Below are 14,300 nucleotides of genomic sequence, written 5' to 3'. Positions count from 1 at the left end.
ACTTTTCCCCGAAAAGGAAATTATATGTAATTCCTTTACACGAATATAGCGACTGGGCAGCCTGTCAATTAATAAAAAAAGGGTATCCGATAGCCGGGAAATTGGCTTTTGGACACCCTCTTTTCATTTTCACGTCAAAATTAGATTATTTACTTGCAGGAGGCTGATAATCGCCAGGTACCATGCCCGTTGAAATCGCCATGCGATTCCAACTGTTAATGGCGTTAATTGCCATAATTAAATCAACGTATTGTTCCTCATCAAAATGTCTGCGAACTTGGTCATACAAATCATCCGGCACGCCGGCATTTGAAATTCTGGTCACAGCTTCCGTTAGAGCTAACGCCGCACGCTCTGATGGCGTGTAAAATGGAGCTTCTCTCCATGCGTTGAGCAAATAAATACGCTGCTCTGTCTCTCCCATCGCACGTGCGTCTTTCGTATGCATATCCAGGCAGTAGGCGCAGCCATTAATTTGCGAGGCGCGAATTTTAATCAACTCCACCAGTTTACCGTCAAGCCCACTCTTTTTCACGTACCCTTCCAATTTTAATAGTGTTTGTAGAGACTCCGGCTGTACTTTCGTATAATCCAATCTGATTTCCATGTGTTTGACACTCCTTAGTTTTATTATTTTTATAAAAATTATGGTGGGTTTCATTGATCTTACTCTTCGTCATATCGTAGATAACTTTAATCGACGATTAATCTTGTCTATAATATATCTCTTTCGTTCATGGCTGTCAACTCACAATTCCTCCCCGACTCAGTATCCGAAAAATGCCAAACCTCCCTATTTGACAAGGTTCCTAAATCCACCTAAGATGATGTATAATAACTTTTTTATATCTGAAAGCAGGTGTTTGCATGCAGTATAGTATTGGCGTTGAATATGGACTGCATTGCTTAGTATATTTAATCGATATTCCTCCTGATTCTACGATTGGGATTAAAGAACTTTCCGCTTTTCAAGGTATTTCCGAGACCTATCTTTCGAAGATTTTCAGCAAATTAACAAAAGCCGGCATCGTAAGCTCTGTTCCTGGAGTTAAAGGCGGCTATAAATTAGCCAAGCATCCTTCGGATATCTCGTTCTGGGATGTAGTCGAAGCAGTCGAAGGGACAGCGCCTATTTTCCAATGCAAAAACATTAAAGATAATAGTTATTTATGTACGAAGGACGAAGAGGTTGCAGCATGTACCAAAGCTACTCCCTGTACGATTAACATGGCGATGCTTGAGGCTGAGGATAGTATGCGCAATGTTCTGCGCAACAAATCGCTTACTTGGCTAAATGAGGAGCTTGATCGTGTGTTAACCCCTCAATCTCGCAAACAAACTCGTGAATATTTTGCTAATAGCAAGCAAGACACCTGACATCTTTTGATGTTAGGTGTTTTTTTATATTGGAACAAAGAATTGACCAAACCATCCTCCCCCTTAACAATTTCTTAACGAAATAATGATGTAGAAATAATAATCGCCTGCTAAAATCAATAGAAAATACAAATAAAACAAATAAAAACAACATTTTATTATTGTTTTTAATTCTGTTGACCATTTGTTAAGGAGGCAGCGGGCTTAATGAGTTTTCTAAGTGATTTTCGCACCATGGTTCTCGGTATTTTACTAGAGTCATTTCCGTTTATTCTGCTAGGCGTCGTGATTTCCGCTTTGCTGCAAACATTCATTAGTGATCAAACGCTGCAGCGATGGATACCGAAAAAAACAATTCCCGGCATCCTCTTTGGATGTCTGCTCGGCATCGTCTTTCCGCTTTGCGAATGCGGAATTATCCCTGTTGTGCACCGACTGATCCGCAAAGGCATGCCGCCTTATATCGGTCTTGTCTTTATGATGGCCGGACCGATTATTAATCCCGTCGTGTTTACATCCACGTTCGTGGCCTTTCGCGCTCATCCGGAGATGGCGGTGGCCCGCATGGTGTTGGCTTTTGCCGCAGCGGCTATGATTGGGCCGTGGGCTGCCCGAGGTGTAAGCAATGCTGCGCTTCGCTTGCCAGTGAACAACACGATTGACCAAGTCACTCCAATGAAAAAAAGCCCCAAACGCCCTCTCCCGGTCCAACCACCAAAAGCAGCCGCATGGACGAATAAATGGCACGAAACATTGGAACATGCCGCCATTGAAATGTTTGATGTTGGCAAATTTTTAGTTTTAGGCGCTACGGTGACTGCTTTGCTGCAAACGGTTGTAAGCAAAAAATGGCTTCTGACATTAAGCGACGGTGACTTCACTCCTCATTTGTTTATGATGGGACTCTCCTACATTCTTTCCATCTGCTCCACCGCAGACGCCTTCGTCGGCGCAACATTCATTCCAGGTTTCAGCCTCGGCTCTGTACTTGCCTTTCTTGTGTTTGGCGCTATGCTCGATATCAAAAGCACGATGATGCTGCTTAAAGTGTTCCGAATCAAAACCGTCGTAACGGTTATGCTCATTTCTGCTGCAGTCGTTCTGCTAGGGTCCGTCGCATTCGATCAACTGTATTCGTACTTATAGAATGGAGGAAAAGCAACTATGCAAAAATGGTCCACGTTCGCGCATCGAACGATTCGAGCTGCAGTCTTACTCAGCTTCGTTATTTTTATTGTGCAGATCAGCCGTTCCGATGCTTTGATTTATTACGTCGCTCCAACCATGAATTTATGGGTGAAAAGTCTTGCCGTGGGCATGTATGTACTGGCTATGCATCAGCTTTATTTGGCAGTTCGAGCTATCCGTGCCAAGAATCCAACAGCGGCTGCGGCCTGTTCATGCTCCGCACATAGCCATGATCACTGGAAGCCTGGCGTTATTATCATGTATGGAGTTCTGATCATCCCGCTTGTTCTTGCCTTTTCTTTTCCCAGTGCGGTACTAGGCAGTCAGATGGCGGCCAAAAAAGGATTGAATTTCACCCCTTCGGGCATTCTAGTGAATAACAATTACGGCGATGCAAGCCCGAACTTAATTCCGAATGATAAGCTGCAATCGGATACAGGTCAGGTTTTTCCGTTTAATGAATACACCAAGCCATACGCCAAGCGGGCTGCAGAGATGTACAAAGAACCTCTCATCGTGATTAACGATAATTTTTATATCGAATCGCTGACGTCACTGGACTTGTATCAAGATCAATTTGTGGGTAAAAAGGTGCAGATTAGCGGTTACGTATACCGTCTGGATACTATGAGCAAAAGCCAGTTTGCCCTCGGCAGATTTTCCATGAGGTGCTGTGTCGCAGACTCTGTCCCGCTCGCGATCCTAGTCGAAGCCGATACCCCGGAACAATGGAAAAACGATATGTACGCAGTCGCGCTCGGCACCATAGAGAAACGACAATTTGAAGGCAAAGATGTACTAACGATCGTGGCCAAAACAGTTGATACGCAGGATGCACCCACAAGTCCTTATGTGTATCAAAATCCATACTTTGGAACCTAAAAAAACGAGGCTATCCCAAGGTCATCTAATGACCAAAGGATAGCCTCGTTTTTTTACTTAAAACATTTAGTTCATAAACTTCTCAAATTGCAGCAATCGTTTCAGGATAACCGCTGCTTGCGCGCGTGTCGCCTTCTCTCCCGGCATGAAGCTGGAATTGGTGATGCCGTTCATAATGCCAGCATGCAAAGCTCGGGCAACCGCGTCTTTGGCCCAGCCATTTATGGACTTCTCATCATCAAATGCTTGTAGTCCTTTGACATCCGCTACCCCACTGTTACCTGCAAGCGCCATGGCTCGCGCAATCATGACCGCCATTTGTTCACGTGTAAGGTTGGCATTAGGGCTGAACGTCCCATCTTCAAATCCTTCTACCAAGCCGGCTTTCACAGCTGCCCCTACCGCTCCGGAATACCAATCGGATTCCTTTACATCATTAAACTTACCGTGGCTCGACTCGGTCAATCCAAGTCCACGTACCAAAAGTGCTGCAAATTCCGCACGCGTAATTTGATTTTCAGGGACAAAACTTGCCTCCGTCATGCCCTTGATGACTAACTTGGAAGCCAGAAGCTCAATATCCGCTTTAGCCCAGTGACCGTTCAAATCTCCAAACGACTTTGACGATTCTACAACCGTATAGATACTGTTGCCCAGACGTTTGATCGTTGCTTCCATACTGCCGTTGGCTGTAGTGAAAATTGCGGGTACAAAGCTCATTTCACCGGTAGTTGAATTGTACGTGACCGCTGTTACATTTGCCGGGTCAATCACCTTAGCAAGAGCTAACGTTCTATGTACATACGTTTTGCCAAAATCATTTACGGTAATTGACTTACCGTTCGATTCTGCAGTGACTGTAAAATCTACGGCTTGGGACACGGACTGGTAACCGGATTGTTGAATCTTTGCCTCAAGCTGGCTTACGACCGTCCCATTCAGTTTCTCGATCGTAACGTTGATTTTTACATGTTTCACATCGGTGCCAAGTGCGTTGGCCAAACCTTGTACGTCAATCGCTTTGATCGGCAATTCATACGTCACATTGTCAAATTTAAGCGAGATGACAGCATCAGGAACCTTGGACTGCGTATCTTGTACGACTTCTGCCGGAAGCTTGATTTGTGCCGCATCTGTAGCTCCCTTAACTTCCAACCGAATTTCATTTCTATTTTCTGAGGAACTTAGAGCATTGATGGCTTTCAGGAACGTTGCTGCGTCCACGTCCCATCTAGACGTTGTGCGTCCATTTTCTTCTTTCACGACTTCAGGAGATGAATTAACAACTTGAACCCCTTTAATCGTCGTAGTTTGCATTATTTCCTGTTTCGTAGTCGTTGTTGTTGACGGTGTTGAAGATGTTGATGACGTTTCGTCTGGCCCTTTATGGATAACCAAATCTTTAAATGTCTTCAAAGCTTGCGCCAAAGCGCTGTCCGCATCATCTATCTCTTGTTGAGTCACTGCCTCTGCAAGCACTGTATTGGCCTCATTGATTGCTTTTTGCAAATTAGAAATGGAACCAGCCGGATATTGGCCGTCCCCGGTACCTTCTACCGCAGCATTTATCACACCCTGTGCTTGAGCGATGAGGGCATTTAATGCCGACTTATTCAATACGTCAATTTGGACGTTATTCGTAACAGCAGCCAGCGAGATTGAATCCCCTGATGCATATCCTAGCTCCGCCGGTGAGAGCGTAACACTTGCACTCGTCGCCGTACTAATTTTCTTGGCCTTCCAATGCAGCTCCAACAACTCTCCGTCGGAAGAAATACTATGTTCGGCTCCTAGGCTTGCGAGCAACATTCTAACCTGCCCTGCAAGATCTGTTTGAATATGCACCATTTCCAGGCCAGTCTTCAAGGATGTTGCCGAAATAAACTCTAGCAAATTCGGATCAAACTGGAACGTTAAGTCCTGGGCGTACACAGCTCCATAAACACTGCTGGATACGTTGCTTAATCCATAATTCATACTAAAGCTCTGCCCTGCGAGAACAGATGAGATTCCCGTCATCGTTGCTACCGGAATGGATGCGTGCGCCTCCGGTTGTCGGGTTACCACAAGGTTGTAAACACTGATCGCTCCGTTTTGCGCCGTTACCGTAACGGTGATCGGATTAGCGCCGACAATTAAATTCTCACCGCCGTAAACCGCTGCGGTTGCAGTAGGACTCGCTTTCTCATAAGTCACAATTGCCACGGTTGTGCCGTAAGGTACCGAATACGTATAGTCGAGTTTGCTCGGATCGAAACCGCTCAATGAAGTACCGTTCACTTTTAAATCCGTCAGATAGCTCGCATTGACGCTTGAAACCTTTTCACCTGTAAAATCAATTTCACTCATACTGGTATAGGTTGCGGTGGGGTCATAGGTGCCAGTAACGACAAATTTTACATATCGGCCCTGCACCGTTTTATCCAAAGATACAAAATCTTTATAGACCGTCCCCGTCCAGGTTTGGCCAAACGTGCCGGTAACCTTATTAGCCGCATTAGCCAGGAATGTTGCGTCATTTAAATCGGCCAAATTATCCGAAGCGTATAATTCAAATGTCTTAGGGAATTCCATTTTACTTTGATTTGGACGGCTCTTTCTCTGAATGCCGCTTAATTTATATGTGCTCTCCATATCGATAACGACCCAATGCGGGAATGGGGCAGCCGGTGTTTGCCATCTGGAATGCCAAATCGATGTTTCCTGACCGTCCAATATATTTTCCGGAATAGCACCCTCGTTGTCCGCGTAAGAACTGTAAGAATGAATTGAGAAATTAGTTTTCGGAATAAATGTATACGTGATGCCGTTCTGAGCTGCTCGCAGCGCCCAAATCAAATCAAGATACGCTTGATCAATGACTGCTGCTTCGGAGCCGGAAGTTAAGGTCTTTGCTGCCGAAATCTGAGCTGCCAGTTCATTTTGCACCTGGACAGGAAGAGATAATCCCGTTGTTCCCGCAACATGCGCAATGAAAGCCTCGGATTCCTGAATCTTTGCCGTCAACTGATTGAAATTGTACAGAGTGCTTGTTGACTCGTCTTTATAGGAATCGGATAACGCTTTGGCTTCGGTTGCGGACAGAGCGCGTTTCCATATTTTCAAATCGTCCAGTGTAACGGTCGCTCCGCCATTGCCCTTATTCCCATCTGCCCCAAGAATAATGTTAAAAGAAGTATCCATACTGGACGTACCCAGTACAGAGATGTCTTTGGTTGCCTTCGAGACGCCATCCACATAGGTTGAGGCAGTGTTATGTACCCGATCTACCGATATCGTAAAGTAGTGCCAATCCTGTCCCACATTAGCTGCTGAATAATCAACACGCTTACCGGTAACCGCCATGTTCAGAGACATGCTGTTCGAAGTGGCAGGACCGACATACCAGCCTGGATTCCCGCCGGAATTCCAGTTTTTGTTGGAAAGAACCGTCTGATCTCCTGCCAGATTGCCCTTATGCCAGAACGAAAGTGTGAAGTCGCCGTTTCCGAACTTTAAGTCGGATCGATTGCCAAGGTCGACATAGTTCGTATTGCCGGCTGCAATATCGATAGCTTGTCCCGATTTGCCTTCGACGAAGGAGACTGTTCCGCTTTGTGTCGCCAAACCCGTTGCGCCTGGAGCAGCATCGTTCAGGTTGCCGTCGAACTTCATATCCGCAACGAGCTGGTTCCACATCGTTGCCGGGTCAATCGGCGTCACTTCAGGCGCCGTTCCTGCCGTCCTGTAGGATGTCTGCATCGGAGCGCTTTTATTGCCGTAAACATCCACCGCTGTTACCGTAATAACGTAAGAGGTCGCTGGGGTTAATCCGGCCAAAGGAATGTTCATTTTGTTTGGAATCGGTGAAAAATAGTAATCCGACAAAACATTGTATGTTTTCACGACATCGGCCGTTCTTTGATCATACAATTTGATTTCGTAGTGGTGCATGGACTGATCGTCTTTGGCTTGTCTGAAAGAAAGTACCGGCACATTATTGGTTCCAGGCAATACCTGAAGAATGTTATTTACCGGAAATTGGGGGGCTGTCTTGTTGCGGTTGCTTGATGTGTAGGTGAAGTTGCTTTTAATTTCGGAATTGGAGTTCCCTTGTAATTTCACAACCCACTTCTTCCCTGCTAGAGCGCCGGCGCTAGCGTAAGGAGGCGGGGTACCTGCTCCTTCTTTACCGATCCCTTGCCATAAACCTCCGTTTATGATAGAGCCAGGATCGCCGTTATACTCCACTCGCTCAATCTCAATGCGATCGCTGTACACCTCAATAAATTCGGATTGATTATTCGGGAATTGGTCACGATTTTCCATGAGACCTTCATTGGTGACAGCGGCATATCCGCCATCTGTTTCCACATAAGACATGGATCCCAGATTAACTGAAGTAAAATCCTTCTGATAAATAGCGCGATCATCATTAATATTCAGATGAGAGTGGCCTGATAAAACAACAACCTGAGGGTAATCCTGTAAATCGGTGTATAAATTCGCATTGGTGGATTGTTGCCCATCCATAACGGTACCGCTAATCGGATGATGCAACGTAATAAAAATCGGCTTGTTCAGGTTTGCCGGATCAGCTGTCAGTTCGGCTAGCCTTCCCTTTAACCAGTTTCTCTGGCCTGTGTCTCCGTTATAATTGTTCCCGTTCAAAAAGAAAAAGGAATAGCCTTTAATCGTCTTTTCGTAATAACCATTCGACTGGCTCGTGAACCAGTCTGCCGGATAACCATTTTTCACGTCAGCGACAGCGGCGTCATGGTTACCGATAGCAATTTGGACGGGCATATCCTCCCAGCCTTTGCGTGCCATTTGCTCCTGAAAAACTTCATGAACAAATGTATGATCCGGCCCCTTGCCATCGCCGTTATCATTGATCAAATCGCCTCCGATGACAATGGCATCCGGTTTGAAAATGGAAGACATGACATCAAAATTACTTGTATATCTTGCTTTCGTACTGGCTTTATCAGCTTCATTATTCGTGCCGATATGGAGGTCGGACATTGCTGCGAACTTCAGCAGCGGTTGTTCCGTGGTCTTGATCATATAGCCGTATGTTCCGGCTTTACTCCAGACGCCATCTTTCAAGGCAATAACGGAAATATTCGTTGATTCGGTGAGGACAATTGGCGTCCCCGTAAACTTGAGGCTGGTTTCGTCCGGCAGCATGCCGTCCAGCGTGTAATAAATGTCCGCCCCCGGAGTTGTGGAAGTAAGCACTACGCTGACAGGGTGTTCATATCGGCCTGCCGGTATGGAAGGCGCGGGTCGGTCAACTGTGGACGCAAATGCGACTGGGATCATCCCCGCTCCTGCTGTATAACCAACAGAGCAGGCAATCGTACAGGCCATAAATGCGGATACCACTTTTTTGGCATTTAACATGATGAGTCCTCCTTCTACTATCTTCGATTTACCACTGGATGTGTTTTAAGAAAAGTCTGACTGACCTGATGAAATTTTTAGCCTCCTTTTACATAAAAACAATAAATAAACACAATAAAACATTTTATTTAGTTGTTTTTATATAGTATTTAATTGTATTTTATTGCTTTTTTATTTTTGGAATGTTAATTAGATATTGTGATTTTGTAAACTGTGCCTCCAAAACAAAAAAAAGGCCCTGAGTCGGCATCTGCCATCCCAGGAACCTTCTTTCCTTACTTCACAACACTTTTCAGAACATCATCAATCATTTGGCTATTCGCAATTGTGCCGGAGTATAACCAGCTGGAGTTATTATCAAAGTCATACACTTGACCTTTTTTCACAGCGGGAATCCCTGCCCATACAGGGTCTTTAAGAATTTCTTCTTTGCTAACGCCTTTGCTGTTCACAATGAACAAATAGTCAGCGTCCAGCGTAGCGAGCTTCTCCATGGACAGGGAGAGCCAGTTGGCTGTTCCTGTTTTGGAAGCTTCTTGGACCACGCTTGGGACGTTAAGTCCCAAATCTTTGTACAACACATCGCCGCTCGATAATTTCTCGCTTACCACATAAACAGCCTTAGCCGTCACCCAAAGCGCCGCGGCCTTTTGTGTGCCAATCGCTTTTTGCAGCTTTTCTTTCGCATCCTTGGCTTTGTTGTCGTAGGTTTCCAAGGCTTGTTTAGCTTCCTTGCTCTTGTTCAAAACTTCTCCAATGGTTAGCAGCTCTTGGCGCCAATCATTGTTTTTCTCGCCCCCTACTGTGTAGGTTGGAGCAATTTTGGAGTACTGATCATATTTATCACCTGCAACGGTTTCCGCGCTATCCATAATGATCAGATCCGGTTTAAAGCTCATCACAGCTTCAAATGGGAGATCAAAAGGAATCGTTGGAATGCCGTTCAGATCTTTTTGCAAATAGTTTTGTACGGTCGTAGTCCCTTTATTAATGGACCATTGTGCTACAGGCTTAACGCCTAGAGCTACCAAGTGATCCTCTAAATATGAAGCGATAACACGCTGCGGATTAGCTGGAACCTTCACTTCATGTCCTAAAGCATCTTTTAAAACCCGTTCGCTTGCGGCTTGCTCTTTGGAACTGCTCGTGGAAGCCGGTGCTTGCCCATTATCCCCTGCCGGGCTGGATGAACTTGCACATGCGGTTACGAACAAGGTCAGGCTGAGCAATAAAACTAAAGCAATAGACGGTTTGGAACTTCTGTACATTGGTAATACCCCTTCACTTCTATATTGAGAATGATTATTATCCTCATGACTAGTATGCCCTCCCCGCTTGCGCAATGCAATGGAAGATATAGACATCCTGAATGGATTATAGAGACTGTGAAGGGATGTTTGGTTATTTTCCTTAAAATGAACCGGTGCGATGCCTGTATGCTTTTTGAAGGTACGGCTGAAAAAATAAACATCCTGATAACCTACCCCAGCAGCAATTTGCTGAAGCGTAGCATCTGTATCCAGCAGGAGTTTCTTGGCTTTTTCCATGCGATAACGAATCAGGTAGTCAATTGGGCTGGCGCTCGTCTGATTTTTGAACATCCGCGTCACTTGCCTTGGGCTGCATTCCAACACTTCCGCTAACCGCTCCAGCGTAATCGATTCTGCGTAATGTTCATGTATGAAACGGATCGCTTGCGCGACCGGCTCCCCTGGAACCATTGTCACGTTTTGGTCTTGGAGCTGCTGCATCAGCTCGTAGATGAAACTGTACAGCAATGTTTTGGCATGCAGTTTCGATAACTTGCTGGCACCGTTCCACTCCCGTTCGAGCTGCTCCAGGATCTGATACAGCAGCATGGGCAGCCTCGGCAAGAAACTGTACTGCATATAAAATGGATTACTTTTATCTATGTATTTCAGTTTATCTCTCATCGTAGGAAGCGGAATGCTGGCTTTGTACAGCACGAGGTAATACTCAAAAATATCCTCCGTGAGCTTGATATCCAAGTAGCTTCCTTTTCCGCCGTGCAGAAGATGGAATTTTTGAACGGCATAGTCACGGTCATCAAGCGCAATGCTCGCGCCGCCCTGCAAAGCAAAGATAAAGGCATTCGACGGAAGTCGGTAAGCGCGCAGCGATTCGCCGGACGTCATTTTCACGTGCCTAACGTCCATAATTTTAACTGCAGCCTGGTACCATAAATGGAGCTGATCTTCTAGTTGCATGTCCCCCGCCATATTCATTCCCCCCTGTTCTTTCCCTATTATAAAGTAGTCAGCAACAGAGCGACAATGACACCTACACGAAAAAAGCCGACCTCCGTAGAGGTCAGCTCACTCCTGTACGCTGCATGACAGCAGCTATTACTTTTCCGATGTAATTCTCATCGCATCGCGTTGCGCAATCAAGCACAGCTCCGCCGCTTTGAAAGCGTGCTCCTGTGTCATCGCATTTTCTGTGCGGTTCAAACAATCCAGGATCAGCTGGCCGAAGTAAGGGTAGCCAACCTGGCCATTCACAGCAAAATGCTGCTCGCCATCCCCGTTCACAAGGTACACATGATTGCTTGTCTGCTCTCTGGCAATATCCACATATTTGCGAAGCTCGATATAACCTTCTGTGCCGAGGATCGTCATGCGGCCATCGCCCCACGTGCTTAAGCCGTCCGGTGTAAACCAGTCTACCCGGAAATAACCTGTCGCCCCATTATCTCCAACCAATGTCGCGTCACCGAAATCTTCAAACGTCGGATACTGCGGATAGTTATAGTTCGCGATTTTACTATGTACGACCTTGGCATCCTTCGCGCCTGTGAACTGAAGGAATTGTTCAATTTGATGGCTGCCGATGTCGCACAAAATTCCGCCAAACTTCTCTTTCTCAAAGAACCAGTCCGGTCTGCTCGACAAGTTGATGCGGTGCGGTCCAAGACCGATAACCTGCAGCACACGTCCGATTGCGCCCTGCTTGATAAGCTGCTCCGCAAAGATGGAGCTTTCTGAATGAAGACGTTCGCTGTAGTAAACGGCATACTTTTGCTTCGTCTCTGCAACTTTCTCGCGAGCCGCTTCCAATTGCTCCAATGTCGTGAAAGGCGCTTTGTCTGTAAAATAATCTTTGCCGCTGTCCATGACCTTCAGACCAAGCGGTCCGCGATCGCTAGGAATCGCCGCTGCGGCAACCAGCTTGACTTCGCTGTCTTGAAGGATCTCCTCCAAGGAGCTGGCAACCCGAACACCCGGGAATTTGCTTACAAATGTATCTACTTTCTTAGGATCCGGGTCATACACCCATTTCAACTCGCCGCCCGCTTCGCGAAGCCCGTTGCACATCCCGTAGATATGGCCGTGATCCAGTGCTGCTGCTGCAAATATAAACTCGCCAGGTTGACAAACGGAGTTAAATGTACCGACTGGTGCGTAATTCATGCCATCGCTTTTTTGCATCGTATATAGTCCCCTATCATATATGAATTATCGCTGCATTGTTTCTTGTTGACCCTCTAAGCTTAACAAGATGGGGGGATGAAATGTGACTCTATGTTGTGAAAAAATGATACTACTTTGCGGTTCGCAATTTGAATAGCCTTCTGAGAACACAGCTAGTACCATTCACGCATAAAAAATAACCCACGCAGGCGTCTCCTGCCGTGGGCTGAGTGAGCTAATGAACTACTCGTAATTAAAATTTACAAATACAACGAGTGATAATGACAAGCAAAATGAACAGAACAAGAATGCTGCCTACATTGTTGTTAGGGTATGCGCAAACTTTGGCTACTGGCGCTGCGGCAACCGGTTTTGGGAATACGAACGATGTTTGTTGGTACGAAGCGTGCAGGTGGATGTCATTGTGAACTGGTTTGTGGTGCATAATAGGCGCTGGCGCCGGTGCGACTGGCATTGGCATTGGCATCGGCATCGGGGCTGGCATTGGCATTGGAGCTGGCATCGGTGCAATTGGATACGTTGGTTTTACAAACTCCATGGATGGAGCACCTCCTTAGAATATTGAAGCTTTAACATTAGGTTGTTATCGTTAGGGTTGGGTGAATAGCTTACAACATCAGTCTATGGGGGAGCACCTACCACGAACACGGTAAACACCCAGATCACCCAAAAATGGTTACGTATCATGGGCGAACGAGCCTCCTGCATCAGCCCGCTTGTACCTGGTAAATACGCGGAGGTAGAACAAAAAAAACAGCGGTCAGGAACACATTCCCGACTCGCTGTTTCTTCTACACATATGGATTATTATCTTTTTCAAAGCCAATCGTTGTTTTACCGCCATGTCCCGGGTAGACGATCGTATCGTCTTCAAGGAGGAAGAGCTTATCCTGGATAGAATCCAGCAGCTCATTGTTATCTCCGCCAGGCAGATCCGTCCGGCCTACCGACAGTTTAAACAGAACATCCCCGCTAAACAAATGTTTGTCGTATAGGAAGCTCACGCTTCCTGGGGAATGGCCGGGTGTATGGAACACTTTGAACTTGATGCCCAGAAACTCCAACGTTTGCCCTTCGTCCAGCGCATACTCAGCCGGCTCGGTCTCGATAAGGACGCCTAGCTCAGGCCAGCGGGTTGATCCGTTTTTCTTCGGATTCGTCAGCCAGTCGGCTTCCAGATCGTGTATGTAAACGGGACACTTTTTCAGCTTGCGAATTTCATCAACGCCGCCGATATGATCGAAATGCGCATGCGTCAGAAGAATCGCTTCAATCTCTAAATCCGCAATCTTTTTGATCAGCGACTTCGGGTTCATTCCTGGATCAATGATAATCCCCTTTTTCGTCTCTGGATCCGATAATAAATATGCATTAGTACTAACCGGTCCTAAAACAAATGTTTCTATGTTAATCATATGCCCTCACCTTAATTCACTTAGAACGACTCGATTAAGTCACGAAGTTCCTTCACGATAACAGCGTGGTAGCCGTTACCTTCGCCATATTGACGGCCCATTTCGGCTCTGGCTACTTGAATTTTCTCGTTATAATCCGGCGCTTCGCGATCTGGATTTTCTTTTTTGAACTGCGTCATGACCGCTTGAACCTTTTTCGGGCGCGGGCCCCAATGTCCAAGAACAAAACCGCCAGTGTCTGTAAACGCAACGATTGGAATCGAACGGCCGCCACCTGTCAGGAACTGATCGATTACGTCGTAGTTTTGTTCCATAATCAATACTTCTACAGGCACACCGCTGTTTTCCAGCGCTTTGAACACGACAGGTACGTTACGAACAACATCGCCGCACCAATCCGCAGCAATAATAACACAGCGCAGATCGTCACGGTTATTTAGAGAATCGAAATATTCCTTATCCTCTTCATTGTCCCATGCAAATCCGTTGTAATACTCCAAAAATTTCTCTTGATTTTTCTCCATGCTGTCAATGAATTGCTGTGGTTTCAAGCCTGTGCGCAATTTGCTTGCAAGATTCGTACTCATCGCTACCCATCCTC

10 protein-coding genes are annotated in these 14,300 nt (G+C 46.1%); 3 read left to right on the top strand and 7 right to left on the bottom strand.

All coding sequences use genetic code 11. The annotated features are described in order from the left end of the window. Positions 1–145 precede the first annotated feature (145 nt). A complete protein-coding gene (locus ACKTT9_RS04300; protein WP_157323907.1) occupies positions 146–607 on the bottom strand; it encodes a carboxymuconolactone decarboxylase family protein in 462 nt (153 codons plus the stop codon). A 260-nt stretch (positions 608–867) separates the two neighbouring features. Between ACKTT9_RS04300 and ACKTT9_RS04295 the strand changes: the two genes are divergently transcribed. The 3 genes from ACKTT9_RS04295 to ACKTT9_RS04285 all read left to right on the top strand — a co-directional run bounded on the left by ACKTT9_RS04295 (position 868) and on the right by ACKTT9_RS04285 (position 3,447). Then, positions 868–1,377, top strand: a complete 510-nt coding sequence (locus tag ACKTT9_RS04295) for an Rrf2 family transcriptional regulator (RefSeq protein WP_407870601.1) — start codon at positions 868–870, stop codon at positions 1,375–1,377. Positions 1,378–1,584: 207 nt separating this feature from the next. Beyond that, a complete protein-coding gene (locus ACKTT9_RS04290) occupies positions 1,585–2,523 on the top strand; it encodes a permease (RefSeq protein WP_407870600.1) in 939 nt (312 codons plus the stop codon). A gap of 18 nt (positions 2,524–2,541) precedes the next feature. Beyond that, positions 2,542–3,447, top strand: a complete 906-nt coding sequence (locus tag ACKTT9_RS04285) for a TIGR03943 family putative permease subunit (protein ID WP_407870599.1) — start codon at positions 2,542–2,544, stop codon at positions 3,445–3,447. A gap of 66 nt (positions 3,448–3,513) precedes the next feature. Here the strand turns inward: ACKTT9_RS04285 and ACKTT9_RS04280 are convergent, their stop codons facing one another. From ACKTT9_RS04280 to ACKTT9_RS04255, 6 genes are all read right to left on the bottom strand, one after another. Then, positions 3,514–8,832 carry an S-layer homology domain-containing protein gene (locus ACKTT9_RS04280; RefSeq protein ID WP_407870598.1) on the bottom strand — a complete coding sequence of 1,773 codons (5,319 nt, stop codon included), beginning with the start codon at positions 8,830–8,832 and terminating at the stop codon, positions 3,514–3,516. 275 nt (positions 8,833–9,107) lie between these two features. Then, positions 9,108–11,072, bottom strand: coding sequence for an ABC transporter substrate-binding protein (locus ACKTT9_RS04275; protein ID WP_407870597.1), 1,965 nt, complete (start codon positions 11,070–11,072; stop codon positions 9,108–9,110). A gap of 126 nt (positions 11,073–11,198) precedes the next feature. Continuing rightward, positions 11,199–12,281, bottom strand: a complete 1,083-nt coding sequence (locus ACKTT9_RS04270) for a Gfo/Idh/MocA family protein (protein ID WP_407870596.1) — start codon at positions 12,279–12,281, stop codon at positions 11,199–11,201. Between the two features lie 235 nt (positions 12,282–12,516). Then, positions 12,517–12,822 (bottom strand): hypothetical protein, encoded by a 306-nt coding sequence (locus tag ACKTT9_RS04265; RefSeq protein WP_157323918.1) that lies wholly within the window; start codon positions 12,820–12,822, stop codon positions 12,517–12,519. A 253-nt stretch (positions 12,823–13,075) separates the two neighbouring features. Continuing rightward, a complete protein-coding gene (locus ACKTT9_RS04260; RefSeq protein ID WP_407870595.1) occupies positions 13,076–13,699 on the bottom strand; it encodes an MBL fold metallo-hydrolase in 624 nt (207 codons plus the stop codon). 20 nt (positions 13,700–13,719) lie between these two features. Continuing rightward, a complete protein-coding gene (locus tag ACKTT9_RS04255) occupies positions 13,720–14,286 on the bottom strand; it encodes a thioredoxin family protein (protein ID WP_127457988.1) in 567 nt (188 codons plus the stop codon). Positions 14,287–14,300: the final 14 nt, after the last annotated feature.

The sequence above is a fragment of the Paenibacillus sp. P36 genome, from assembly GCF_045866505.1.
Taxonomy (GTDB): domain Bacteria; phylum Bacillota; class Bacilli; order Paenibacillales; family NBRC-103111; genus Paenibacillus_E; species Paenibacillus_E chondroitinus.
This window is presented reverse-complemented; position numbering and strand designations above follow the sequence as displayed.

What these genes read in the sequence shown, in the direction of transcription:
- ACKTT9_RS04270 (WP_407870596.1), bottom strand. Translation starts at nt 12,281, where the DNA reads ATGCAAAAAAGCGATGGCATGAATTACGCACCAGTCGGTACATTTAAC.
- ACKTT9_RS04280 (WP_407870598.1), bottom strand. Translation starts at nt 8,832, where the DNA reads ATGTTAAATGCCAAAAAAGTGGTATCCGCATTTATGGCCTGTACGATT.
- ACKTT9_RS04275 (WP_407870597.1), bottom strand. Translation starts at nt 11,072, where the DNA reads ATGGCGGGGGACATGCAACTAGAAGATCAGCTCCATTTATGGTACCAG.
- ACKTT9_RS04255 (WP_127457988.1), bottom strand. Translation starts at nt 14,286, where the DNA reads ATGAGTACGAATCTTGCAAGCAAATTGCGCACAGGCTTGAAACCACAG.
- ACKTT9_RS04300 (WP_157323907.1), bottom strand. Translation starts at nt 607, where the DNA reads ATGGAAATCAGATTGGATTATACGAAAGTACAGCCGGAGTCTCTACAA.
- ACKTT9_RS04295 (WP_407870601.1), top strand. Translation starts at nt 868, where the DNA reads ATGCAGTATAGTATTGGCGTTGAATATGGACTGCATTGCTTAGTATAT.
- ACKTT9_RS04285 (WP_407870599.1), top strand. Translation starts at nt 2,542, where the DNA reads ATGCAAAAATGGTCCACGTTCGCGCATCGAACGATTCGAGCTGCAGTC.
- ACKTT9_RS04265 (WP_157323918.1), bottom strand. Translation starts at nt 12,822, where the DNA reads ATGGAGTTTGTAAAACCAACGTATCCAATTGCACCGATGCCAGCTCCA.
- ACKTT9_RS04290 (WP_407870600.1), top strand. Translation starts at nt 1,585, where the DNA reads ATGAGTTTTCTAAGTGATTTTCGCACCATGGTTCTCGGTATTTTACTA.
- ACKTT9_RS04260 (WP_407870595.1), bottom strand. Translation starts at nt 13,699, where the DNA reads ATGATTAACATAGAAACATTTGTTTTAGGACCGGTTAGTACTAATGCA.